A 23,651-nucleotide genomic window follows, 5' to 3' on the forward strand; every position below is an offset into this window, starting at 1 on the left:
TCAGAAGAGGGTCAGCTCGTCCCGCTCGATGCCGCGCAGCCTGTCGTAGTCGACCACCACGCAGCGGATGCCCCGATCCGTGGCGAGCACCCGGGCCTGCGGCTTGATCTCCTGCGCGGCGAAGACGCCGGCGACCGGAGCCAGCAACGGGTCCCGGTTGAGCAGCTCGAGATAGCGGGTGAGCTGCTCAACCCCGTCGATCTCGCCCCGCCGCTTCACCTCCACCGCGACCGTCCCCTGCTCGGCGTCCCGGCAGAGCAGGTCGACCGGCCCGATCGCGGTCATGTACTCGCGGCGGATGAGCGTGTATCCCTCGCCGAGGGTGGTCGGGTTGGCGGCGAGCAGCTCCTGCAGGTGCGCCTCGACACCGTCCTTGCGCAGGCCCGGGTCGACGCCCAGCTCGTACGAGGTGTCCTGGAAGATCTCCTCCAGGGTGATCCGCAGCTCCTCGCCGGCCTTGTTGACCACCCGCCAGACGCCCGGGGCCTCCTCCAGCCGACAGGGCGGGCTCATCCAGTTCAACGGCTTGTACGCCCGGTCGTCCGCGTGGATCGACACCGAGCCGTCCGCCTTCACCATCAGCAGCCGGGTGGCCGGCGGCAGGTGGGCCGAGAGCCGTCCGACGTAGTCCACCGAGCACTTCGCAATCACCAACCGCACCCGCCGAGAGTAGCGGAGCCCCCGGCCATCGCCACCGAGCGCCACTGGCGTGCCGGTGCGATGCTGAGATGGTGCTCGAAGTCCTCACCGGTTCCGGTCTCGCCGCCTCGGCCGGCCTGAACGCCTACATCCCGCTGCTTCTCATGGGTCTGCTGGCGCGCTACACCAACCTGGTCGACCTGCCCAGCGGCTGGCAATGGCTCAGCAACGGCTGGGTGGTCCTGATCCTCGCCGTGCTGCTCGCCATCGAGGTGGTCGCCGACAAGGTCCCGGTGGTCGACCACGTCAACGACGTGGTGCAGACGGTGGTCCGGCCGACCGCCGGCGGCCTGGCCTTCGGCGCCGGCTCCAGCTCCGAGACCGTCACGGTCAGCAACCCCGACGCCTTCTTCTCCTCGCACCAGTGGGTGCCCGTGGTGATCGGCGTGCTGATCGCGCTCGGCGTACACCTGCTCAAGTCCGCCGCCCGGCCGGTCATCAACGCGACGACCGCCGGCTTCGGCGCCCCGGTGGCCAGCACCGCCGAGGACGCCACCAGCGCCGTAATGTCCGTGGTGGCAATCATCCTGCCGGTGCTGGTGCTGGCGTTCCTGCTCGGCCTGGTCGCGTTCCTCTTCTGGGTCCTGCGTCGCCGCAAGGACCGCCGCCGCGAGCGCCAGGCCGCCCGCGCCGCCGGCTTCCGGGTCTGACCGGGTACGGCCTGTCCGAGCGATGAAGACGCCGCTGGCCGGCACCCGTGTTTCGGGTGCCGGCCAGCGGCTTGGTGCTCTGTGTCAGTTGTTCCAGTGCTGGGCGACCAGGTCGGCGGCCTGCTGTTCCCACTGGGCGTAGGCGTGCGGGTAGGCCGACACCTGCACCGTCTGGGCGGCCTCGGTCAGCGGCATGTCGTGCCAGCCGTCGACCTGCTTGAGGCCCTTGAGGAACGCCATGGTCGAGTACTGCGGGTCGGTGATCTGCTCCGGGGTGCCCCAACCCGAGGACGGACGCTGCTGGAACAGGCCCAGCGAGTCGTGGTCGTTGCGGTCCCCCAGGTGACCCAGGTTCTCCAGCTTCGACTCCTGCAGGCTGGTCGCGATCGAGACCACGGCGGCCCGCTCGTCCATGCCGGACTTCTTCGTCGCGGCGATGATCGCCTTGACGTTGCCGATCTGCTCCTTGTTCAGCTTGATGTGGGACTGGGTGCCCTGCACACCATGCGGGATCAGCTTGCCGGTGTCCGACTTGTCGGCCTGCACGACGGCGACGGGCTTGGCGTCCACCGGGGCGGCGGCGTGGGCGGTGGCCGGGCCGGCGAACACGCCACCGGTGAAGGCCAGACCAGCGATACCGAGCACGCTCTTACGCAGCATCGTGTTCATGATCAAAGCTCCAATTCGGGGGTCAGGCACACCCACCCGATAGGGGGCCGGGTAGATGCGCACGCACCACGGACGGGCGCTCAAAAAGTCTTCGGGGGAAAGACCCGGCCGCCGGGCGGGAGTGCCTCGCGGCGCCGGGACCATGTGTAACGACCGGCGGCCCACCGTCATTCCGGCCCGGGCCCATCCGGCCCCGCCGAGCGGGGCGCTTCTCCGGTCGTACGCCAGGTATAACGACCCCGCCCCGGCCACGATTCCGACCCCACAATGCCGCCGGTCACACCCCGGGGACCGGACAGGCGACACCGCAACGGCGGCTTTCGGGCACCTGGCCCACCCCGATGCCGCCGCGTCGCGGGACACCGGAAGGCCATCGGGCCTGACCGCCGCAGCCGCGCCGACCGGGCGCATACCGGACGCCGGGCGCAAACCGCGCGCCCGGACTGCGCGGGCCTTCTCGGCGGGACTGGGCGCACGAACCCCGCAGCGGAGCCCGCACGCCGATTCATCCGGACGTCGCGTTCACCCGCAGACGGGGAGCATCACGTAGCCCGCCACCGATAAACCAGGCGAGGCGGCCGCGGAGAAACCCCGCGAGGCCGGCGCACCACCGGGAGACGCCGCGATCCCGGGAAACCAAATCCGTCAAAAGCCTAAAATCGGGCCAGGAGCCAAAGGAGGGTCACCGATGACCGCTGCGATGGAGATGCCGCGGGTTCAGGAATGCGCCGTCGTGTCCTGCGCCTACAACCACACCAATGACTGCCACGCCTTCGCCATCACGATCGGCAGCCCCGACCACGCCCACTGCCACACCTTTGTCCAGATGCCGGTCCGCGGCGGGATCGAGCAGCTCATCGCGCAGGTGGGCGCCTGCCAGCGGTCCGACTGCCAGCACAACTCCAACCTGGAGTGCCACGCCCCGGCGATCACCGTCGGCCCGGACAACGACCTGGCCGACTGCATGACCTACCAGAGCCGCTGACCGGAGGGCCCGCCGGAGGCCGGGCGGGCCCTTACCCGTCACGACAGGCCGTTGGCCTCGCGGATGACGGTGACCAGTTCATCGATGATGCCGGTCAGCGCGAAGTCCTTCGGCGTGAAGACCCGGGCCACCCCGGCGGCCCGCAGCGCCTCCGCGTCGCCTGCCGGAATGATGCCGCCGACCACCACCGGCAGGTCACCCCGGCCGGCGGCGTGCAACCCCTCCAGCACCGCCGGCACGGCCGCCAGGTGCGAGCCGGAGAGCACCGAGAGGCCGACCAGGTCGACGTCCTCCTCGACGGCGGCGGCGACGATCTGCCCGGCGGTGAGCCGGATCCCCTGGTAGACCACCTCGAAGCCGGCGTCGCGGGCGCGTACCGCGATCTGCTCGGCGCCGTTGGAGTGCCCGTCCAGGCCCGGCTTGCCGACCAGCAGCCGCAGCCGGCCGCTGCCCAGCTCCCGCGCTGTGGCGGCCACCCGCTTGCGGACCGCGGTCAGGGTGGCGTCCCCGCCCCCGCCGGCCGCACCGGTCAGCCCGGTCGGCGCCCGGTACTCGCCAAAGACCTGGCGCAGCGCGCCGGCCCACTCGCCGGTGGTCACCCCGGCGCGAACGCACTCCAGCGTCGCTGGCATCAGGTTGGTCGTGGTCGCGGCGTCCGCCCGGAGCCGGGCCAGCGCCGCGTCGACCGCCGCGCCGTCCCGTCCGGCCCGCCATTCGCGTACGGAGGCCGCGGCGGCGGCCTCCACCGCCGGGTCGACCTGTTCGACGGCCTCGGCGCCGGCCGCGGTCAGCGGGGACGGCTCGGTCTCGGTGAACCGGTTGACGCCGACCACCACGTCGGTGCCGGCCTCCATCCGGCGCCGCCGCTCGGCCAGCGAGGCGACCAGGGCGCTCTTGAGGTAGCCCGTCTCCACGGCGGTCACCACACCGCCCATCTCCAGCACCTTCTCCAGTTCGACCCGGGCCCCGGTGACGATGTCGTCGACCAGCGCGGTCATCACGTGCGAGCCCTCGAAGAGGTCGGGGTATTCGAGCAGGTCCGACTCGTACGCGAGCACCTGCTGCATCCGCAGCGACCACTGCTGGTCCCAGGGGCGGGGCAGGCCGAGCGCCTCGTTCCAGGCGGGGAGCTGCACCGCCCGGGCCCGCGCGTCCCGGGAGAGCGTCACGCCGAGCATCTCCAGCACTATGCGTTGGACGTTGTTCTCCGGCTGAGCCTCGGTCAGGCCGAGCGAGTTGACCTGCACCCCGTACCGGAAGCGGCGTTGCTTCGGGTCGGAGACGCCGTAGCGCTCGCGGGTGATCTCGTCCCAGAGCGCGCCGAAGGCGCGCATCTTGGCGATCTCCTCGACGAGGCGAACCCCCGCGTTGACGAAGAAGGAGATCCGTTGCACCACGTCGCCCATCCGCTCGGCCGGCACCTGGCCGGAGTCGCGGACCGCGTCGAGCACGGCGACCGCGGTGGCCAGCGCGAAGCCGACCTCCTGCACCGGCGTCGCGCCGGCCTCCTGCAGGTGGTACGAGCAGATGTTCACCGGGTTCCAGCGCGGCATCTCCCGCAGCGTGTACGCGATGACGTCGGCGGTGAGCCGAAGCGACGCCGCCGGCGGGAAGATGTACGTCCCCCGGGACAGGTACTCCTTGATGATGTCGTTCTGCGTGGTGCCGGCGCACCGGGACAGCTCGGCGCCCTGCTCCATGCCGACCGTGCCGTAGAGGGCGAGCAGCCACATCGCCGGCGCGTTGATGGTCATCGAGGTGTTCATCTCGGCGAGCGGGATGCCGTCGAAGAGGGCCCGCATGTCGCCGAGGTGGGCCACCGGCACCCCGACCCGGCCGACCTCGCCGGCGGCCAGCTCGTGGTCCGGGTCGTAGCCGGTCTGGGTGGGCAGATCGAAGGCGACCGAGAGGCCGGTCTGCCCCTTCGCGAGGTTGCGCCGGAAGAGCGCGTTGGTCGCGGCGGCCGAGGAGTGCCCGGCGTAGGTGCGCATCACCCAGGGCCGGTCGCGCTCCGGCAACCGGCCGGGGAGGGCCTTCTCATCCATGGCCGGAGTCTAAGTTACCGTTCAGTAAAACGGGCTGTGGAAAATTACACAGGTCCATAGAGCGGACCACCGGGTACGCGGGGCGCGACATGGCCGACACCACCACACCCCGGACCGTCGCAGCTGGCGGCCGAGTCGCACACTTGACGTCATGGATGACGAGCTCGCGATCTCCGTGCGGGGACTTCGCAAGGCGTACGGCGACAACGTCGCGGTGGCGGACGTGGACCTCGACGTGCGTCGGGGCGAGGTGTTCGCCCTGCTGGGCCCGAACGGCGCGGGCAAGACCACCACGGTGGAGATCCTGGAAGGCTACCGGCAGCGCGACGCCGGCGAGGTGTCCGTGCTGGGCAGCGACCCGGCCCGCCCGGACCCGGACTGGCGCTCCCGGCTCGGCATCGTGCTGCAGGGCACCGGCGAGTTCGACGAGCTGACCGTCGCCGAGGTGGTCCGGCACTTCGCCGGCTTCTACCCGGACGCCGACGACCCGGACAAGGTGATCGAGCGGGTCGGGCTGGCCGACAAGGCCGCCGCGCGTACCCACACCCTCTCCGGCGGGCAGAAGCGCCGGCTCGACGTGGCGCTGGGCATCATCGGCCGGCCCGAGCTGCTCTTCCTCGACGAGCCGACCACCGGCTTCGACCCGGAGGCGCGGCGCGAGTTCTGGGAGCTGATCCGCGACCTGGCCGCCGCCGGCACCACCATCGTGCTCACCACGCACTACCTGGACGAGGCGGAGGCGCTCGCCGACCGGGTCGGCGTGATCGCCGGGGGCCGGCTCGTCGAGGTTGCCCCGCCGAGCCGGCTCGGCAACCGGCAGGAGGCTTTGGCCACGGTCTCCTGGCGTACCCCGGACGGGACGCTGGAGACCGCGGCGAGCGCGACGCCGACGGCGCTGGTGGCGGAGCTGGCCGCGCGCTTCGGCGGCGAGGTCCCCGGCCTCACGGTGACCCGGCCGACCCTGGAAGACGTCTACCTGAGGATGATCGGACACTGATGACCACCACGACGAAGCCGGCCACGCCGGTCGCCGCCGCCCCGGCCCGGCGGGTCGGGCCGGGCGCCCTCGCCCTGCGCCAGGGCCGGTTGGAGATCACGCAGTTCCTGCGCAGCCGGGAGTCCGTGGTCTTCACCATGCTCTTCCCGGTCGTGATGATCGCGATTTTCGCGTCGATCTTCACCTGGGAGCTCACGGACGGGGTCCGGTTCACCCAGTACTTCGTCACCGGCATGATCGCGACCGGCCTGATGACGGTGAGCTTCCAGAACCTCGGCATCTGGATCCCGATCGAGCGGGACCGCGGGGTGCTCAAGCGGTACCGCGGCACGCCGATGCCGAAGTGGGTCTACTTCGCCGGCAAGGTGATCATGGTGGTGGTGATCGGGCTCGCCGAGACCGTGCTGCTGCTCGCCGTCTCGGCCGTCTTCTTCGATCTGACACTGCCCACCACGGTCGGTAAGTGGCTCACCTTCGGGTGGATCTTCGTGCTGGGCCTGACCGCCTGCACGCTCTGCGGCATCGCCATCTCCTCGCTGGCCCGCACCTCGCGGAGCGGCTCCGCGGTGGTCACGCCGGTGGCGCTGGTGCTGCAGTTCATCTCCGGCGTGTTCATCGTCTTCACCCAGCTGCCCGGCTGGATGCAGCAGATCGCGGCGCTCTTCCCGCTGAAGTGGATGTGCCAGGGGCTGCGCTCGGTCTTCCTGCCGGACAGCTTCGGCGCGCAGGAGCCGGGCGGCTCGTTCGAGCTGGGTCGGGTCGCCCTGGTGCTCGCCCTGTGGTGCGTGATCGGCCTGGTGCTCTGCCTGGGCACCTTCCGCTGGACCACCAAGCGCGACGGCTGAGGCTCGGGCGGGCGCCGTCCCGGCACCCGCCGCGTCCCCCGGTCAGTACGTGTAGAAGCCCTTGCCGGTCTTGCGGCCCAGGTCGCCGGCGGTGACCATGCGCTGGAGCAGCTCCGGCGGGAAGAACTTCTCGTCGGCGGTGTCGGTGTAGATGTTCTTCGCGGCGTGCAGCAGTACGTCCACGCCGGTCAGATCGGTGGTGGCCAGCGGGCCCATGGCGTGGCCGAAGCCGAGCCGGCAGGCGATGTCCAGGTCCTCCGCCGACACCACGCCGGACTCGACCAGCTTGACCGCCTCGACGACCAGCGCGGCGATCAGCCGGGTGGTGACGAAGCCGGCGATGTCCCGGTTGACCACGACGACCGTCTTGCCGATCCCCTCGGCGAACGCCTTCGCGGTCGCGAGGGTCTCGTCGCTGGTCTTGTAGCCGCGGACCAGCTCGCAGAGCTTCATCATCGGCACCGGAGAGAAGAAGTGGGTGCCGACGACCGCCTCCGGCCGCTCGGTCACCGCCGCGATCTGGGTGACCGGGATCGCCGAGGTGTTGGTGGCCAGCACGGCGTCCGCCTTGCAGATCTTGTCCAGCGCGCGGAACACCTCGTGCTTGATCTCCAGCCGCTCGAAGACCGCCTCGACCACGATGTCCGCGTCGGCGACCGCCTCCAGGTCGGTGGTCGGGGTGATCCGGCCGAGCGACGCCTCGACCTCGGAGGTGTCGATGACGCCCTTGGCCGCGAACTTCTCCAGCGACTTCCGGATGCTGGCCAGGCCACGATCGGTGGCCGCGTCGTCCAGGTCCCGCAGCGTCACCTGCCAGCCCGCCTGCGCCGCCACCTGGGCGATCCCCGAGCCCATCAGCCCGGCCCCGACGACCGCGAGTCGACCCGCCATCTGCTTCTCCCTCGCCTGATTGAGTGTCTGCCAGCACCCTAGTGGGCGAGCCTGAACGAGGGCTAAGCCGTGTCCCGGTCAGATCTCCAGGGCCGGTTCCCCCGGTACGGTGCCGCGCTCGACCTCCACACCGAGCGCCCGCAGGTCGGCGACGAAGTCCGGGTAGCCGCGGTCGACGTGGTGCACGTGGGAGACCTCGGTGACCCCGTCGGCGCAGAGCCCGGCGATGATCAGCCCGGCGCCGGCCCGGATGTCGGTGGCGCGTACCGGGGCGCCGGAGAGCCGGTCCCGGCCGCGTACCACGGCGTGGTGGCCGTCGGTCTTGATGTCCGCGCCCAGCCGCATCATCTCGTTGGCGAACATGAACCGGCCGTCGAAGATGTTCTCGGTGATCAGCGACGCCCCGTCGCTGAGAGCGGCCAGCCCGATCGCCATGGGCAGCAGGTCGGTGGCGAAGCCGGGGTAGGGCAGGGTGACCACGTCCACCGCGGTCGGCCGGTCGTCCATCCGTACCCGGAAGGCGTCGCCCCGGGTCTCCACCAGGCCGCCGGCCGAGACCAGCTTGTCGAGCGCCACCTCAAGAAGGGCCGGGTCGATGCCGGTCACGGTGATGTCGCCGCGGGTCATCGCGGCGGCGAACGCCCAGGTCCCGGCGACGATCCGGTCTCCCACGGTGGCGTGCCGCACCGGACGCAGCTCGGGCACCCCGACGATGTGCAGGGTCGAGGTGCCGGCCCCCTCGATCCGGGCACCCATCCGGTTGAGCATGGTGCAGATGTCGACGATCTCCGGTTCGCGGGCGGCGTTGTCGATCGCCGTGGTGCCCCGGGCCAGCACCGCCGCCATCACCAGGTTCTCCGTGGCGCCGACGCTGGGAAAGTCCAGCACGATGTCCGCGCCGCGCAGCCCGTCCGGCGCGGCGGCGATGACGAAGCCGTGCTCGCCGGAGATGTCCGCGCCCATCCGGGTCAGCCCCGCGATGTGCATGTCCAGGCCGCGGGAGCCGATCGCGTCCCCGCCGGGGTGGGCCACCCGCACGTAACCGCGGCGGGCCAGCAGCGGGCCGAGCACGCAGATCGACGCGCGCAGCCGGCGGACCAGGTCGTAGTCGGCCTCGGCGCCGGGCTGCTCGGGCACGTCGATGACCACCGAGCGGGACCGCTCGACCCCGCCCCGGGCCACCATCGGGTCGACCGGGTCGTCGGCGGCGAACTGCACGCCGCAGCCGAGCCGGCGTAGCACCTCCCCCATGATGGCGATGTCGGTGATCCGGGGGACGTTGGTGATGACGCTGCGCCCGGGCGCGAGGAGCGCCGCGGCCATCAGCTTGAGGGCCGAGTTCTTCGCACCGACCACGTGCACCGTGCCGGACAGCCGCGCGTCACCGTTCACCCGGATGACGTCTACGTCGTTGACGGCCGGGTCGCCGGCGTCACCCGGGCCAACCCCGCCCGGCCAGCTGGTCGGGCCCGGCCGCGCCGGGATGGTCAGGTCCGGTATCCGTAGGCTGTGCGTCATGGCCGTCCACCTCACGCGCATCTACACCAAGGCCGGCGACGCCGGCATGACCAGGCTGAGCAACAACGAGCAGGTGCCGAAGACCGATCCACGGATCGCGGCGTACGCGGATGTCGACGAGTGCAACGCGGCGATCGGCGTCGCGCTCGCGATGGGGCAGCTCGACGACGAGCTGCGGGCGGTGCTGGAGTCGATCCAGAACGACATGTTCGACGTCGGCGCGGACCTTGCCACCCCGGTCGAGCCGGATCCGGCGTACCCGCCGCTGCGGGTGACCGAGGAGTACGTGGAGCGCCTCGAGGGCTGGTGCGACGAGTACAACGCGCGCCTGAGCAAGCTCGACTCCTTCATCCTCCCCGGCGGCACCGCTGGCGCGGCGCTGCTGCACGTGGCACGGACGATCGCCCGGCGCGCCGAGCGTGCGGCGTGGGCACTGGTCGCGCACGACCCCGATCGGACCAGCCCCCTCCCAGCGAAGTATCTCAACCGGCTCTCCGATCTGCTCTTTATTCTGGCAAGAACGGCAAATCCGGACGGAGATGTGCTATGGGTCCCGGGCGGGAAGCGCTGACCGTCGGGGCGCTGCACCACGTCGAGGTTTGGGTGCCGGACCTCGACGCGGCCCGGCAGAGCTGGGGCTGGCTCCTCGGCGAGCTGGGCTGGACGCCGTTCCAGGACTGGCCGGCCGGCCGGTCCTGGCGGCTCGGCCCGACGTACCTGGTGATGGAGGCGTCCCCCGCGCTCTCCGGGCGGGTGCACGACCGGCTCGCACCGGGGCTCAACCACCTGGCCTTCCACGCCGGCCCGCCGGCCGCGGTGGACCGGCTGGTCGCGGCGGCGCCGGACCACGGATGGACCCTGCTCTTCCCCGACCGGCACCCGCACGCGGGCGGTCCGGGGACGTACGCCGCCTACCTCACCGATGGGCAGGGGTACGAGGTCGAGCTGGTCGCCGACGTCGACTGACCGGCGTGGCGCGGGCGCCGGGCGCGAATGGCGCCGCTGGCGCACCAGAGATCAGGCGGCGGGCCAGTCCTGGGAGGCCAGACGCGGCGAGGCCGCCCCGGGTGGGGCGGCCTCGAGCCAGGAGAGGAAGCCGGTGACCGTGGACCGTGCCATGGCGATCTCCACCGGCGCGTGGCGACTCGTGCAGCGGAGGATCACCCAGTCGGCCGGCATGGAGAAGCGCTCCTGCCCCTCGGGCAGTCGCCGGCGCTCCACGGCCAGCCCCTTACGGGAGAGCACCCGCTTGGGACGCAGGGCGAAGCTGAACATCCGGTACCACCGGAGCTCGTCGCCGACGAACCGGCCGAAGCCGGGCGACCAGCCGCGGCCGTCGAGGATCGTGGAGACCCGCACGCTGAGCCGGATGATGCCTCCGCTGCGGGTGAACAGGGCCCGCCGGATGAAGAGGATCAGAAGCGAGGCGAGCACCACCGCTACGCCGATTCCGATCCCCTCCACGATCTCCATCGGCGGGTCGGCTCAGCGCGCCGGGGTGGCCGGGGTGGCGCTCTCGGCGAGGACGGTGACGCCCTCGCCGGTCACCGACAGGAAGCCGCCCGCGACGTCGTAGGCGAGCTGCTGGCCGCCGGCCTGCTTGATGCGCACCTGGCTGGGCTCGGCCAGCTGGCCGAGCAGGGGCGCGTGGCCCGGGAGCACACCCAGCTCACCCTCGGTCGTCCGGGCCACGACCATCTCGGCCTCCCCGGACCACACCTTCTCCTCGACGGCTACGAGCTCGACGTGAAGCTGCTGTGCCACGCTGTCTCCTTGCTGCGGCGGCGGATTGCCGAAAGTCTAGTCGCGCTCCCGCAGGGCACCCAACGCGGGTGGCGAGAGCTGCGCCACGAGTCGCGGCGAGCCGCGTACACACCAGCGGGCCCCGCTCGGTACGGGGCCCGCTGGCGGTCAAGTCAGGTGTTCTTCTGCTTGAATTCCGGGTGCTCCAGCATGAAGGCGTCCACCTGCTCGTTGCGCAGCGCGGCGAAGAAGTCCTCCGCCGGCGGCAGCAGCTTCTCCCCCTTGTACGCCGAGCCGGTGCCGATGCCACCCGCGGGCAGCTTGATGGTCTCGATCGACTCCGACCGGATGTTCTTGAGGGCCAGCGCGAAGTCGACCACGCTGTTGCCCCGGCCGTTGAAGATCAGCGACTGGCCGCCGGCGCGGATCACCCTGTCCAGCTTGACCGGGTTGGTCACCACGTCGGCGCTGAACGCCTGGTCGACCATCGCCTTGATGAACTGCTGCTGGTGCCGCTGCCGGCCGTAGTCGGCGTCCGGCACGCCGTTGTGCGGGTAGCGCTGCCGGACGTAGTCCAGCGCCTGCCAGCCGTTGAGGTGCGCCTGGCCCTTCCTGTACTGCGCCTGCGGGCCGAGGTAGCCCCCGCCGCCCGGCTTGAGCTGTCGGGGGCTGCCGTCCGGCCTGAGGTGCTCGGACTTCACGTCCCGCTCGATGTACATGTCGACGCCGCCCATCGCGTCGACGATCTTCTTGAAGCCGGTGAAGTTGATGATCGCGCCGGCGTCGAAGCGCTGGATCCCGGTGACCTGCTGCACGGCCATGGCGAGCAGCTCGAAGCCGCGGGCGGCGTCCGGGTTCTGCCCGGGCACCCGGCTGCCGTACGACATCGCGGCGTTCAGCCTGCCGGTGCCGCCCGCGTAGTTCGCCTTCGGGAACTCGGGGATCTCCACCCGAAGGTCGCGCGGGAGCGAGAAGAGGTAGCCGCGGTCCATCCCGGCCGGCACGTGCAGGATCATGATCGAGTCGGCCAGCGGCGGCGTCCTCGGGTTGCGGGGGTCGATGCCGACCAGCAGGATGTTGAGCGGCCCCTTGATGTCGCTCTTGCGCTGCTGCGCGCCGGCCGCCTGATCACCGAAGAGGTCGCCCTGGCCGACCGAGCCCTCGTAGCGGGCCAGCAGCGCCTTGTAGCCGACCAGCACGGCGCCGCTGAGCACCATGAGGACCACACCGAAGACGGTGCAGACCCGGGCCCACCGGGGGACCCCGCGCCAGAAGGATCGCTTGCCGCCGTCCGTGCCGGCCTTAGCCACGAGCATCTCCATTCGTCGCGCCCATGACAGGAAGACGGGCGGGAGCGACCGATTCGTTGCAGAGATTCACGCTCAGCCGTGAGCGTCGTGTCCCGAACGGTACCCCGGGCTCTGCGGAACCGCTTGCCGGAGAACCGGACATCTGCTAGGACCGGCCCCGAATGGGCGGAGGCCACCCCGGCATCCGCCGGGGTGGCCTCCGTGGGTGTGACGGAGGTCTAGCCCTCCATCAGCTCCTTGGCCTTGCGCTCCAGGTCCTCCAGACCGCCGCACATGAAGAAGGCCTGCTCGGGGAAGTGGTCGTACTCGCCCTCGCTGATCTTCTTGAACGCCTCGATGGTCTCCTTGATCGGGACCGTCGAGCCCGGCACGCCGGTGAACTGCTCGGCGGCGTAGGTGTTCTGCGACAGGAAGCGCTCGATCCGGCGGGCCCGGCCCACCGTGACCTTGTCCTCCTCGGAGAGCTCCTCGATGCCGAGGATGGCGATGATGTCCTGCAGGTCCTTGTAGCGCTGCAGGATCCGCTTCACCTCGCTGGCCACCTGGAAGTGCTCCTGGCCGACGAACTCGGGGGCGAGGATCCGGGACGAGGACGCCAGCGGGTCCACGGCCGGGTAGATGCCCTTGTCGGAGATCGACCGCTCCAGGTTGGTGGTCGCGTCCAGGTGGGCGAACGTGGTGGCCGGCGCCGGGTCGGTGTAGTCGTCGGCGGGCACGTAGATCGCCTGCATCGAGGTGATGGCCTGGCCCCGGACGGAGGTGATCCGCTCCTGGAGCTCGCCCATCTCGTCGGCCAGGGTCGGCTGGTAACCCACCGCGCTCGGCATCCGGCCGAGCAGGGTGGAGACCTCGGAACCGGCCTGGGTGAAGCGGAAGATGTTGTCGATGAAGAGCAGCACCTCCTGCTTCTTCACGTCGCGGAAGTACTCCGCCATGGTCAGCGCGGAGAGGGCGACCCGCAGCCGGGTGCCCGGCGGCTCGTCCATCTGGCCGTAGACCAGCGCGGTCTTGTCGATGACGCCGGACTCGGTCATCTCGGCGATGAGGTCGTTGCCCTCGCGGGTGCGCTCGCCCACGCCGGCGAAGACCGAGGTACCACCGAAGTTACGGGCGACCCGGGTGATCATCTCCTGGATGAGCACCGTCTTGCCCACGCCGGCGCCGCCGAACAGGCCGATCTTGCCGCCCTTGACGTAGGGGGCCAGCAGGTCGATGACCTTGATGCCGGTCTCCAGCATCTCGGTCTTCGGCTCCAGGTCCGCGAAGGCCGGGGCCTTGCGGTGGATCTGCCAGTGGTCGTCCGGGTTGAGCGTCTCGCCTTCCTTGAGGTTGAGGACCTCGCCGATCGCGTTGAACACGTGGCCCTTGACCGCGTCGCCCACCGGCACGCTGATCGGCGAGCCGGTGTCCTGCACCTCGGAGCCACGGACCAGGCCGTCGGTCGGCTGCATCGAGATGGCGCGGACCAGGTTGTCACCCAGGTGCTGGGCGACCTCCAGGGTCAGCGTCTTGGTTCCGCCGGAGAGCGTCACGTCCACGTGCAGGGCGTTGAACAGGTCCGGCATGGCGTCGCGCGGGAACTCGGCGTCGACGACCGGGCCGATGACCCGGACCACGCGACCCGTGGCCGTCTTGGTCTCTACTGGGGCAGTCATCACACTTCACTTCCCGACGCGGCCAGCGCGTTCGCGCCGCCGACGATCTCGCTGATCTCCTGAGTGATATTGGCCTGGCGGGCCGAGTTCATCTCACGCGTGTACTTTTCGATCATCTCTTCGGCGTTGTCGGTGGCGGCCTTCATGGCCCGCCGCCGGGCCGCCGACTCGCTGGCCGCCGACTCGATCAACGCCGCGTAGATCCGCGTGTTGATGTACTTCGGCAGCAGCGCGTCGAGCAGCGCCTCCGCCTCCGGCTCGAACTCGTACGCCGGGAGCAGACCCTCGGCCCGCGGACGGTCCTCGACCTCCATCGGGCCGATGATCCTCGCGACCGGCGTCTGGGTCATCAGGGACTTGAACTCGGTGTAGACGATGTGCAGCTCGTCGATGCCGAGCACCCCGTCCGCCCCGGCCTTGCCCTCCACGTCGTCCGCACCGGCCGAGAACGCCTTGATCAGCGTCTCGCCCACCTCACGGGCGTCGGCGAAGGACGGCTGCTCGGAGAAGCCCGTCCAGCTCGCCGCGATGTCCCGGTTACGGAAGCGGTAGAACGTGACGCCCTTGCGGCCGATGACGTAGAGCACCGGCTCCTTGCCGTCGGCGCGGAGCCGGGCGATCAGCGACTCGGCCGTCCTGATCGCGTTCGAGCTGTAGCCACCGGCCAGGCCCCGGTCGCTGGTGACCAGCAGGACGCCCGCCCGCCGCACCCGCTCGCGCGGGGTGAGCAGCGGGTGGTCGATCCGCGAGTTGGACGCCAGCGCCGTGAGCACGCCGGTGATGGCCTGGGCGTACGGCAGGGACGCCTCCACCCGGGCCTGGGCCTTGGCGATCCGGCTCGTCGCCACGAGCTCCATCGCCTTGGTGATCTTCTTCATCGACTTCGCCGAGCGGATCCGTTGACGAAGAACGCGTACCTGGGCGGCCATCGGTCAGCTCTCAGCCGGGCGGTCGGTCGTGCCCTCGCGGAACCGGGTCACCGTCTCGCGGGTCTCCTCGCCCTCCAGCGGCTTGGCGGCGGGCTCGTTGATCCGGGTCTCCTCCTCCTTGCCGAGGAAGAGCTGCTTGAACTCGGTGATCGCCGAGTCGAGCGAGCCGATGATCTCGTCGTCCCACTTGCCGTCGGCGATGGCGGCCAGGACACCCTCGTGCTTGTGGCGCAGGTACTGGAGGAACTCCGACTCGAAGCGCCGGACCTCGCCCACCGGAATGTCGTCCAGCTTGCCCTCGGTGCCGGCCCAGACGGAGACGACCTGCTCCTGCACCGGGTACGGCGAGTAGTTCGGCTGCTTGAGCAGCTCGACCAGGCGGCCACCGCGGTCCAGCTGGGCCCGGGAGGCCTTGTCCAGGTCGGAGGCGAAGGCGGCGAACGCCTCCAGCTCGCGGTACTGGGCCAGGTTGAGCCGGAGCGAACCGGCGACCTTCTTCATCGGCTTCACCTGAGCCGAACCACCGACCCGGGAGACCGAGGTGCCGACGTTGATGGCCGGCCGGACGCCCTGGTTGAACAGGTCGGTCTCGAGGAAGATCTGGCCGTCGGTGATCGAGATGACGTTGGTCGGGATGAAGGCCGAGATGTCGTTGCCCTTCGTCTCGATGACCGGCAGACCGGTCATCGAGCCGCCGCCCATCTCGTCCGAGAGCTTGGCGCAGCGCTCCAGCAGCCGGGAGTGCAGGTAGAAGACGTCACCCGGGTACGCCTCGCGGCCCGGCGGGCGGCGCAGCAGCAGCGACACGGCCCGGTACGCCTCGGCCTGCTTGCTCAGGTCGTCGAAGACGATCAGCACGTGCTTGCCGCCGTACATCCAGTGCTGGCCGATGGCCGAGCCGGTGTACGGGGCGAGGTACTTGAAGCCCGCCGGGTCGGAGGCCGGGGACGCGACGATGGTGGTGTACTCCATCGCGCCCTGCTCCTCCAGGAGGCCCTTGATCGAGGCGATCGTGGAGGCCTTCTGGCCGATGGCGACGTAGATGCAGCGGACCTGCTTCTTCGGGTCGCCGGAGCGCCAGTTGTCCCGCTGGTTGAGGATGGCGTCCAGGGCGATCGTGGTCTTACCGGTCTTCCGGTCGCCGATGATCAGCTGGCGCTGGCCCCGGCCGATCGGGGTCATCGCGTCGATCGCCTTGATGCCGGTCTGCAGCGGCTCGAAGACGGACTGCCGGGCCATCACGTTCGGGGCCTGCAGCTCCAGCTCGCGGTAGCCCTCGTTCGAGATGTCGCCGAGGCCGTCGATCGGCTGGCCGAGCGCGTTGACCACGCGGCCGAGGAAGGCGTCGCCGACCGGCACGGAGAGGACGCGGCCCGTGCGCTTGACGCGCTGGCCCTCTTCGATGCCGCCGTAGTCGCCGAGGACGACGACACCGATCTCCCGGATGTCGAGGTTCAGGGCCACGCCGAGCGTGCCGTCCTCGAACTCCAGGAGCTCGTTGGTCATGGTCGAGGGGAGACCCTCGACGTGGGCGATGCCGTCGCCGGCGTCGGCGACGGTGCCGACCTCCTCGCGGGAGACGTCGGCCGTGTAGGAGGAGACGTAGCGCTCCAGGGCGCCGCGGATCTCCTCCGTCGAGATGGTCAGCTCGGCCATCCTCTGCTTCCTTAAGTATCAGGGGCCCGGGATACCTAGTACCGACCGGTCCGAATGGCGTCTGTCATTCAGGCGCTTTGCGGCTGTGCCAGCGGGTGCCGGTCAGCGCTTCGCGAGTGCGTTGCGGGTCTCGTTGAGGCGGCGCAGGACGGTGCCGTCGTACAGGTCGGAGCCGACCCGCACGCTCACTCCGCCGAGCACCTCGGGGTCCACCGTCTGCTTGACGGAAACCTCTCGACCGTACATCGCGGAGAGGCGGGCACCCAGGCGTCGCTCCTCCTCGTCACTCAACGGGGCCGCCACGGTCACGTACGCGACCTGACGGTCCCGCCGGTCGGCGGCCAGCTCGACCAGCCGGGTGAGCGCCCCGGTGAAGGAGCGTCCCCCGAAGCCGCGCAGCGCCACCTCGACGAGGCGGATGGTGGCCGGGCGGGCCTTGCCGGCGAGCAGCTCGCGGGCCAGGCCGGCCCGCCGCTCGGCCGGGGCGATCGGATCGGAGAGCGTGTTGGAGAGCCCCGGCTGGCCGGCGACGACCTGCCCGAAGCGGAACAGCTCGTCCTCGACCTCGCCCAGCTCGCCCGCCTTGTCGGCGCTGGCCAGCAGCGCCTCCACGCCCAGCCGCTCGGTGCCGTCGAGCAACTCCGACGGCGCCGACCACCGGCCGGAGACCAGCGCGGCCAGCAGGTCGAGCGCGTCCGCGCCGACGTTGCCGCCGAGGATCCCGGTCAGCAGACCGACCCGGTCCTCGCCGGAGCGGGCCGGGTCGGAGAGCGCCCGGCGCAGCCGCGGCTCGCGCCGCAGCAGATCGGCGACGGAGAGGATGTCGTCGGCGGTGGAGGCCACCGCCGACGGCTCCGCGCCGCGGACGTACGCGTCGAGGCGCTCGGCCGCGACCTTGTACGACTCCCGGCTGGCGGCCTGCATCAGCGGGCCCCCGCGCTCTCGAGACCGCTCAGGAACCGGTCCACGGTGCCCTTGCGACGCGCCTCGTCGGCGAGCGACTCACCGACGATCTTGCTGGCCAGGTCCACCGCGATGGTGCCGACCTCGGCGCGGAGCTCGCGCACGATGGTGGCCCGCTCGGCGGCGAGCTGCTCCTTGCCGGCCGCGATGATCCGGTCGGACTCCTCCCGCGCCTTGGCGAGGATGTCCTGGCGGATGCCCTCGGCGTCGGCGCGGGCGTCGTCCCGGATCTTGGCGGCGTCGGTGCGGGCCTCGGCGAGCTGCGCGCGGTACTGCTCGAGCAGCTGGTTGGCCTCGGCCTGGGCGGCCTCGGCGCGCTTGATGCCGCCCTCGATCGCGTCGACCCGGGCCTGGAACGTCTGCTCCATGCGCGGGAAGACGAACTTCATCAGCACGAAGCAGAGCACGATGAAGGCGATGCCACCGACCACGATCTCCTGCCAGATCGGCAGGATCGGGTTGTGGGCCGCCTCACCGCCCTCTGCGGCGAGCAGGAACATGGGAAACCTCCCGGTCGTAGGGCGGGGGTCAGCCGGCCCAGATGAAGCCGAAGGCGATGCCGAACAGCGCGAGCGCCTCGATGACGGCGAAGCCGATCCAGACGTACGGCAGGGTCATCCGGGACGACTCCGGCTGGCGGGCGGTCGACTGGATGTAGGCGGCGAAGACCAGGCCGACGCCGATACCCGGGCCGATGGCGGCGAGGCCGTAGCCGATGGCGGCGGTGCTGCCCTCTACCGCGGCGAGAAGCTCCATTAGTGGTTCCTCCTGGTTATCACGCGTGACGATCACGCGGGACGACAACGGTTGGTGCGATGGATCAGTGCTCTTCGGCGAGCGCGCCCTGGATGTAGCTGGCGCTCAGCACGGTGAAGACGTAGGCCTGCAGGACGATGACCAGCGCCTCGAGGAGGGTCAGCGCCACGGTCATCACCCAGGACAGCACCGAGACCGGCGCCAGCAGGGAATTGGCGCTCAGCATCGCGAAGCCACCGAGCGTGAAGACCAGCAGCAGCATGTGCCCGGCGAACATGTTCGCGAAGAGACGGACGGCGAGCGAGAACGGCCGGATGATGAAGGTCGAGAACGCCTCGATCGGAATCAGCAGCGGCAGGATGTACCAGGGCGCCGGCGGGATCAGCGCGGCCTTGAAGTACTTCACGAAACCGTGGTGCCGGATGCCGATGTAATTGAACAGCACGTAGCTGATCACGGCGAGGAAGGCCGGGAACGCGATGTGCGAGTTCGGCGAGACCTGGAAGAACGGCAGGATGGCGAAGAGGTTGGTCAGCAGGACAAAGCAGAAGAGCGTGGTGAAGTACGGCGCGAACCGCACACCCGCGTGCCCGATCATGTCGACCGCGATGTTGTTCCGCACGAAGCCGTAGATCGACTCGGCGAACCACTGCTTCTTCGTCGGCACCAGCTGCGGGTTCCGGTAGCTCGCCAGGAAGAAGATGATCAGGACGCCGACGGCGATCCAGACCATGGCGGTGATCTTGGTGAACCAGTAGGAGTTCTCCGCACCCCAGGGCAGGATACTGGGCAGGTAGAAGTCCTCCACGCTGGGTGGGAATGCTGCCTCGCCCTGTGCCAGGACGTTCGCCTGTCCGAACACCGCGTCCCTTCCTAAGTAGGCGTGCCGAGCTTGCGGATGACCAGGACGACTCCCCCGGCCATGCCGAGCACGATCCCGATCCCCGTGGCGACGCCGCCGGTTTCGAGCCACCGGTCCACCAGCCAACCGATGAAGCCCCACACCCCCATGCCCGCGATCAGGTAGCTGAGCGCGGTCCAACCCTGGCCGGCACCGGGCGGAACATCGTCCGGGCCGCCATGGGATTGGGGGGTTCGGTCATCAGCCATGACGAGGCGAACGATATCAGCCGGGAAGACGAGGCTGTGCCTCACCCCCCGCACAACCGTCGTTGTGTGGGCGTCTGGTGGGCGAAGTCGTCTGGAGGCACGCTACTCCCCTTCCGCCAGCGAGAAAATGACCGATCGCCGACACGTCGGCGTGCCGTCCAAGTGGTGGGACAGCTCAGCGGTGCGCCCGTCGGGCGTGGACGGTGGTCAGCCACCAGATGTGCACGCCGGTCCACACCGCCACGCCGGCGGCGATGCCCAGGCAGAACGGGATCAGACCCGGCCAGCCGGTCGACGCCACCCCGATCATCACCGCAATCAGCAGGGTGAACTTGGCGACGTAGAGGCCGACGCCGAACGGCAGCACCAGCTGCGGGTCGCGGGCGTCGGCCCAGGCCAGCACCACCGTGGTGAGCGTGTAGCTGATCGCCGTGACCGCAACCCCGGCCGCCGCCCCGAGCGCCGCGTCAGCGCCCCCGGTCACCCCGCCGACCACCGCGGCCACCGCGGCCATCAGCGCCGAGGCGATCAGCAGCACCGGCAGGTGCCGCAGCCGCCAGCCCCGGTCCGCGGCCGCCTGCGCCGCGCGCGCCCCGGGCTCAGCCACGGGGGTACGCCGGGAAGTCGGCGACCAGCTCGGCCACGTCGGCGGCGATCCGGGTCAGCTTGTCCGCGCCCCCGGGGGCGGCCGGATCCGTCCGCACCGCGCGGGCGATCAGGGCGGCCACCCGACGCATCTCCCCCTCGCGCATGCCCTGGGTGGTGACGCTCGGGGTGCCGACCCGGACGCCGGAGGCGACCATCGGCTTCTGCGGGTCGTACGGAATCGCGTTCTTGTTGAGCGTGATGGCGGCGGCGTCGCAGCGGGCCTCGGCGTCCGCGCCGGTCACCCCGACCTCCCGCAGGTCGATCAGAGCGAGGTGGGTGTCGGTGCCGCCGGAGACTGGGCGCATCCCCTCGGCTTCCAGCCCGACCGCGAGCGCCTGCGCGTTGCTGACCACCTGGGAGGCGTACGCGCGGAACTCGGGCTGCGCGGCCTCGCGCAGCGCCACCGCCTTGGCCGCGACGGCGTGCATCAGCGGGCCGCCCTGGGTGAACGGGAAGACCGCCTTGTCGATCCGGGACGCCAGCGACTCCCGGCAGAGGATCATGCCGCCGCGCGGGCCACGCAGCACCTTGTGGGTGGTGAAGCAGACGACGTCGGCGTACGGCACCGGAGAGGGAACGGCCTTCCCGGCGACCAGCCCGATGAAGTGCGCGGCGTCGACCATCAGGTAGGCGTCCACCTCGTCGGCGATCTCCCGGAACCGGGCGAAGTCGATCAGCCGCGGATAGGCGGTGGCGCCGCAGATGATCATCTTTGGGCGGTGGGCCAGCGCCAGGTCGCGTACCTCGTCGTAGTCGATCAGCTCCGTGTCCCGGCGGACCGTGTAGCCGACCGTGGCGAACCACTTGCCGGAGAAGTTCACCCGGCTGCCGTGGGTGAGGTGCCCGCCGTGCGGCAGGTCCATCGCCAGCACCGTGTCCCCCGGCTGCAGCAGCGCGGCGTACGCGGCCAGGTTGGCGCTGGCGCCGGAGTGCGGCTGGAGATTGGCGTGCTCGGCCCCGAAGAGCTCCTTCGCCCGGGCGATGCCGATCTCCTCGGCCCGGTCCACCTCGGCGCAGCCGCCGTAGTAGCGCCGGCCGGGGTAGCCCTCGGCGTATTTGTTGGTCAGCGTCGAGCCGAGCGCGGCGAGCACCGCCGGTGAGGTGAGGTTCTCGCTGGCGATCAGTTGCAGGCCACCGCGCAGCCGCTCCAGCTCGCCGAGCACCACCCCGGCGATCTCCGGGTCGGTGGCGCTGAGCTGCTCGAAGTCCGGCCCCCAGAAGGTGCTCGTCGCGTTCTCCACAGCGAAGGAGTCTATGGGTCGGCAGACGGGAATCCCGGAGATGCCTCGGCACCGGAGCCACGGGTCACCTTGGCGGGCGGCGCACGCCGGTCAGTTGCCGGCGCGCGGGCCGGTGACCTGGAAGGTGATCGTCTGGCTGGGCGGGACGAAGTCGACCACCGGCTGGCCGCGCAGGGCGAAGGCGAGCACCTCGGCCACCGCCGGGATCTGCCGCTCCTGCACCCCGCCGCCGACCGCGTCCCGGGGATCGTCCGGATTCGCGGCGATGGTGGCGATCGAGAGCTGCGGAGTGAAGGCGACCACCGTCTCCGTCTCGTTCCGCTCCGAGCTGCCGGTCTTGCCGGCCACCGGCCGGCTCAGCCCGGGCTGGAGCTTCTCGGCGGTGCCGCCGTCACAGCGCCGGTACATCGACTGGTCGCCGACCGGGCAGCGGGCCGCGTCCGCCGCCGCCCGGGCCACGTCCGTGTCCAGCACCTGCCGGCAGTCCGGCTGCCCGGCGGTCACCTTCCGACCGGCGCTGTCGGTGATCGAGGTGACCGGCGTCGGGGCGCACCACAACCCCTCGGCCGCCACGGTGGCGTACGCGTTGGCCAGGTCCAGTGGGGTGGTGGCGGCCACGCCGAGGGTGAACGCTCCCCAGCTCCTCGCGCTGTACCGGGCCAGCCGGGCGTCCTCCGGCGCCCGCAGCACGATGCCGAGCCGCTCGGCCATCTCCACCACCCGGTCCGCCCCGACCTTCTCGATCAACCAGGCGAAGTAGGTGTTCACCGAGCGGCCGAAGGCGCTCCACATCGTGTTCTCGCCGTCCATCCACACCGGGCTGGCGTTGGCCGGGCACCAGTAACCGCCGCAGCTGGCCGGACCGCCGCCGGCGGGGTAATGGGTGACGATCCGGGACGGCGCTTTGAAGGTGGTGTTCAGCGGCAGCCCCGACTCCAGCGCGGCCAGCATCGTGAAGAGCTTGAACGTCGAGCCGGCCTGGTAGCCGACGATGCCTCCGCCGCCGGCGACGAGCTGGTTGACCGTGTTCGGGTAGTTCTTCTGCCCGGGCGGGTTGCCCGCCACGCCGTAGTACCGGTTCACCGCCATCGCCAGCACCCGGCCGGTGCCGGGCTGGACCACGGCGGTCGGCGCGGCCCGCCGGTTGACCAGGTCGTAGATCCGCAGCACCTGTTCGGTGGTCTTCCGCTGCACGTCGGGGTCGAGCGAGGAGACGATCGAGAAGCCGCCGCGGCGCAGCGTCCGCTGCCGCTCGGCTGACGAGGCACCGAAGGCCTTCTGAGCGTTCCACCACTGGGTGAACCAGTCGCAGAAGAAGCCCCAGTCGTTGTGCTCCTCCGGCACCGCGGCGCAGTCGTTCGGCGTCTCGCTGGGCCTCAGCTCGAGCTGCTCGGCCTTGGCCCGGGCGGCGTCCGCGGCCGCGACCTGGCCCGTCTCCACCATCCGGTCCAGCACGTACGCCCGGCGGCTCAGCGCCGCGTCCGCGTCCCCGTTGATGGGGTCGTCGGTGGCGGGCGACCGGACCAGCCCGGCGAGCAGCGCCGCCTGGGCCAGCGTGAGGTCGGCCGGCGTGGTGGAGAAGTAGCGCTTGCTGGCCGCCGCGATCCCGTACGCCCCGGCACCGAAGTACACGATATTGAGGTAGCGGGTGAGGATCTGGTCCTTGCCCAGCCCCCGCTCCAGGGTCAGCGCGTAGCGCATCTCCCGGATCTTGCGGCCGACGCTGATCTCGGTGGCCCGGGCCCGCTGCTCCTCGGTCAGCCGGGGATCACTGGCCAGCGCATTCCGGACGTACTGCATGGTCAGCGTGGAGGCACCCTGCCGGCTCCGGCCGTCACCCCCGTTGGCCGTGAGGGCCCGGGCGACACCACGCAGGTCCACCCCGTGGTGCTCGTAGAACCGCACGTCCTCGGCGGCCAGGATGGCCTGCCGCATCACTGGCGCCACCGCGCTCAGTGGCACGTCCACCCGGTCCTCCACGTAGAACGACGTGATCAGGGTGCGGCCGTCGTTGGCGTAGAGGTTGGACCGCTGGGTCGGCTGCGGCGCACGCAGGGCTTCGGGTAGCTGCGCGTAGGGCGCGAGCGTCTTGAAGCCGAGCCCGAATACCAGGGCCGCCGGCAGCGCGGCCGCGGCCAGGACGAGCCCGGCGAACACGCCGGCGAACAGGACGGTGAGCAACTTGTCGAGATGGGCCCGGTTCATCAGCTCTCCCCGCAGGAGCCGGCCATGGTCGGACCCGTTCAGAATGACCGGAATCGCCGCTTTTGCTGCCATCTTCGCCGAAACGCGCAGGAATTTCGCGGGGAAGGATGAAAGCTACAGAAAGCCCAGCGAGCGG

At 70.7% G+C, this 23,651-nt stretch carries 25 protein-coding genes; 6 read left to right on the forward strand and 19 right to left on the reverse strand.

The window, feature by feature from the left end:
• Nucleotides 1-660, reverse strand: a complete 660-nt coding sequence (gene nucS, locus GA0070624_RS32295) for an endonuclease NucS (RefSeq protein ID WP_091347266.1) — start codon at nt 658-660, stop codon at nt 1-3.
• 71 nt (nt 661-731) lie between these two features.
• Between nucS and GA0070624_RS32300 the strand changes: the two genes are divergently transcribed.
• Entirely contained in the window at nt 732-1,349 is a 618-nt protein-coding gene (locus GA0070624_RS32300; protein WP_091350302.1) for a DUF4126 domain-containing protein, read from the forward strand.
• Between the two features lie 84 nt (nt 1,350-1,433).
• Here the strand turns inward: GA0070624_RS32300 and GA0070624_RS32305 are convergent, their stop codons facing one another.
• Nucleotides 1,434-2,018 (reverse strand): hypothetical protein, encoded by a 585-nt coding sequence (locus tag GA0070624_RS32305; RefSeq protein ID WP_091347268.1) that lies wholly within the window; start codon nt 2,016-2,018, stop codon nt 1,434-1,436.
• 688 nt (nt 2,019-2,706) lie between these two features.
• Between GA0070624_RS32305 and GA0070624_RS32310 the strand changes: the two genes are divergently transcribed.
• Nucleotides 2,707-3,003, forward strand: coding sequence for a DUF1540 domain-containing protein (locus GA0070624_RS32310; protein ID WP_091347270.1), 297 nt, complete (start codon nt 2,707-2,709; stop codon nt 3,001-3,003).
• Nucleotides 3,004-3,041: 38 nt separating this feature from the next.
• Here the strand turns inward: GA0070624_RS32310 and GA0070624_RS32315 are convergent, their stop codons facing one another.
• The gene (locus GA0070624_RS32315; protein ID WP_091347272.1) at nt 3,042-5,048 is read right to left on the reverse strand and encodes a protein meaA; all 2,007 of its coding nucleotides are present in this window, start codon (nt 5,046-5,048) and stop codon (nt 3,042-3,044) included.
• A gap of 151 nt (nt 5,049-5,199) precedes the next feature.
• On the opposite strand from GA0070624_RS32315, the gene GA0070624_RS32320 reads away from it, so the two are divergent.
• Nucleotides 5,200-6,045: an ABC transporter ATP-binding protein gene (locus GA0070624_RS32320; RefSeq protein WP_091347275.1), complete on the forward strand. Its 846-nt coding sequence runs from the start codon at nt 5,200-5,202 to the stop codon at nt 6,043-6,045.
• Nucleotides 6,045-6,890, forward strand: a complete 846-nt coding sequence (locus GA0070624_RS32325; RefSeq protein ID WP_091347277.1) for an ABC transporter permease — start codon at nt 6,045-6,047, stop codon at nt 6,888-6,890. The genes GA0070624_RS32320 and GA0070624_RS32325 overlap by 1 nt, the downstream gene beginning before the upstream one ends.
• Before the next feature lie 42 nt (nt 6,891-6,932).
• On the opposite strand, the gene GA0070624_RS32330 is transcribed toward GA0070624_RS32325, so the two are convergent.
• Together GA0070624_RS32330 and murA are read right to left on the reverse strand one after the other, a co-directional pair.
• Nucleotides 6,933-7,781 (reverse strand): 3-hydroxyacyl-CoA dehydrogenase family protein, encoded by an 849-nt coding sequence (locus GA0070624_RS32330; RefSeq protein WP_091347279.1) that lies wholly within the window; start codon nt 7,779-7,781, stop codon nt 6,933-6,935.
• A 78-nt stretch (nt 7,782-7,859) separates the two neighbouring features.
• Nucleotides 7,860-9,299, reverse strand: a complete 1,440-nt coding sequence (gene murA, locus GA0070624_RS32335) for a UDP-N-acetylglucosamine 1-carboxyvinyltransferase (RefSeq protein ID WP_091347281.1) — start codon at nt 9,297-9,299, stop codon at nt 7,860-7,862.
• On the opposite strand from murA, the gene GA0070624_RS32340 reads away from it, so the two are divergent.
• Together GA0070624_RS32340 and GA0070624_RS32345 are read left to right on the forward strand one after the other, a co-directional pair.
• Nucleotides 9,298-9,870, forward strand: coding sequence for a cob(I)yrinic acid a,c-diamide adenosyltransferase (locus tag GA0070624_RS32340; RefSeq protein ID WP_091347283.1), 573 nt, complete (start codon nt 9,298-9,300; stop codon nt 9,868-9,870). The two genes, murA and GA0070624_RS32340, sit on opposite strands and share 2 nt — an antisense overlap.
• The gene (locus tag GA0070624_RS32345) at nt 9,846-10,265 is read left to right on the forward strand and encodes a VOC family protein (RefSeq protein ID WP_091347285.1); all 420 of its coding nucleotides are present in this window, start codon (nt 9,846-9,848) and stop codon (nt 10,263-10,265) included. Before GA0070624_RS32340 ends, GA0070624_RS32345 begins: the two co-directional genes overlap by 25 nt.
• A gap of 51 nt (nt 10,266-10,316) precedes the next feature.
• On the opposite strand, the gene GA0070624_RS32350 is transcribed toward GA0070624_RS32345, so the two are convergent.
• The 14 genes from GA0070624_RS32350 to GA0070624_RS32415 form a co-directional block, all read right to left on the reverse strand.
• Nucleotides 10,317-10,772, reverse strand: coding sequence for a DUF2550 domain-containing protein (locus GA0070624_RS32350; RefSeq protein WP_091347287.1), 456 nt, complete (start codon nt 10,770-10,772; stop codon nt 10,317-10,319).
• Between the two features lie 12 nt (nt 10,773-10,784).
• On the reverse strand, nt 10,785-11,063 hold the full coding sequence (locus GA0070624_RS32355) for a F0F1 ATP synthase subunit epsilon (protein WP_091347289.1): 279 nt from the start codon (nt 11,061-11,063) through the stop codon (nt 10,785-10,787).
• Between the two features lie 152 nt (nt 11,064-11,215).
• The gene (locus tag GA0070624_RS32360) at nt 11,216-12,358 is read right to left on the reverse strand and encodes an LCP family protein (protein ID WP_091347291.1); all 1,143 of its coding nucleotides are present in this window, start codon (nt 12,356-12,358) and stop codon (nt 11,216-11,218) included.
• A gap of 212 nt (nt 12,359-12,570) precedes the next feature.
• On the reverse strand, nt 12,571-14,007 hold the full coding sequence (gene atpD / locus GA0070624_RS32365; protein WP_091347293.1) for a F0F1 ATP synthase subunit beta: 1,437 nt from the start codon (nt 14,005-14,007) through the stop codon (nt 12,571-12,573).
• Nucleotides 14,007-14,936 carry a F0F1 ATP synthase subunit gamma gene (locus tag GA0070624_RS32370; protein ID WP_091347296.1) on the reverse strand — a complete coding sequence of 310 codons (930 nt, stop codon included), beginning with the start codon at nt 14,934-14,936 and terminating at the stop codon, nt 14,007-14,009. The genes atpD and GA0070624_RS32370 overlap by 1 nt, the downstream gene beginning before the upstream one ends.
• A gap of 3 nt (nt 14,937-14,939) precedes the next feature.
• Nucleotides 14,940-16,592 carry a F0F1 ATP synthase subunit alpha gene (gene atpA, locus GA0070624_RS32375; RefSeq protein WP_091347298.1) on the reverse strand — a complete coding sequence of 551 codons (1,653 nt, stop codon included), beginning with the start codon at nt 16,590-16,592 and terminating at the stop codon, nt 14,940-14,942.
• 102 nt (nt 16,593-16,694) lie between these two features.
• Nucleotides 16,695-17,516 (reverse strand): F0F1 ATP synthase subunit delta, encoded by an 822-nt coding sequence (locus GA0070624_RS32380; protein WP_091347300.1) that lies wholly within the window; start codon nt 17,514-17,516, stop codon nt 16,695-16,697.
• Nucleotides 17,516-18,055 carry a F0F1 ATP synthase subunit B gene (locus tag GA0070624_RS32385; RefSeq protein ID WP_091347302.1) on the reverse strand — a complete coding sequence of 180 codons (540 nt, stop codon included), beginning with the start codon at nt 18,053-18,055 and terminating at the stop codon, nt 17,516-17,518. The genes GA0070624_RS32380 and GA0070624_RS32385 overlap by 1 nt, the downstream gene beginning before the upstream one ends.
• A gap of 28 nt (nt 18,056-18,083) precedes the next feature.
• Nucleotides 18,084-18,311, reverse strand: coding sequence for an ATP synthase F0 subunit C (locus GA0070624_RS32390; protein ID WP_091347304.1), 228 nt, complete (start codon nt 18,309-18,311; stop codon nt 18,084-18,086).
• Between the two features lie 64 nt (nt 18,312-18,375).
• Entirely contained in the window at nt 18,376-19,173 is a 798-nt protein-coding gene (gene atpB / locus GA0070624_RS32395; protein WP_091347306.1) for a F0F1 ATP synthase subunit A, read from the reverse strand.
• A gap of 11 nt (nt 19,174-19,184) precedes the next feature.
• Nucleotides 19,185-19,421 (reverse strand): AtpZ/AtpI family protein, encoded by a 237-nt coding sequence (locus GA0070624_RS32400; RefSeq protein WP_091350307.1) that lies wholly within the window; start codon nt 19,419-19,421, stop codon nt 19,185-19,187.
• Between the two features lie 175 nt (nt 19,422-19,596).
• Nucleotides 19,597-20,028, reverse strand: a complete 432-nt coding sequence (locus tag GA0070624_RS32405; protein ID WP_091347308.1) for a hypothetical protein — start codon at nt 20,026-20,028, stop codon at nt 19,597-19,599.
• Nucleotides 20,021-21,310 (reverse strand): serine hydroxymethyltransferase, encoded by a 1,290-nt coding sequence (locus tag GA0070624_RS32410; RefSeq protein WP_091347310.1) that lies wholly within the window; start codon nt 21,308-21,310, stop codon nt 20,021-20,023. Before GA0070624_RS32410 ends, GA0070624_RS32405 begins: the two co-directional genes overlap by 8 nt.
• A 90-nt stretch (nt 21,311-21,400) precedes the next feature.
• Complete coding sequence (locus GA0070624_RS32415; RefSeq protein ID WP_091347312.1) at nt 21,401-23,515, reverse strand: transglycosylase domain-containing protein; 2,115 nt, start codon at nt 23,513-23,515, stop codon at nt 21,401-21,403.
• Between the last annotated feature and the right edge of the window lie 136 nt (nt 23,516-23,651).

Source organism: Micromonospora rhizosphaerae (assembly GCF_900091465.1).
GTDB classification, from domain to species: domain Bacteria; phylum Actinomycetota; class Actinomycetes; order Mycobacteriales; family Micromonosporaceae; genus Micromonospora; species Micromonospora rhizosphaerae.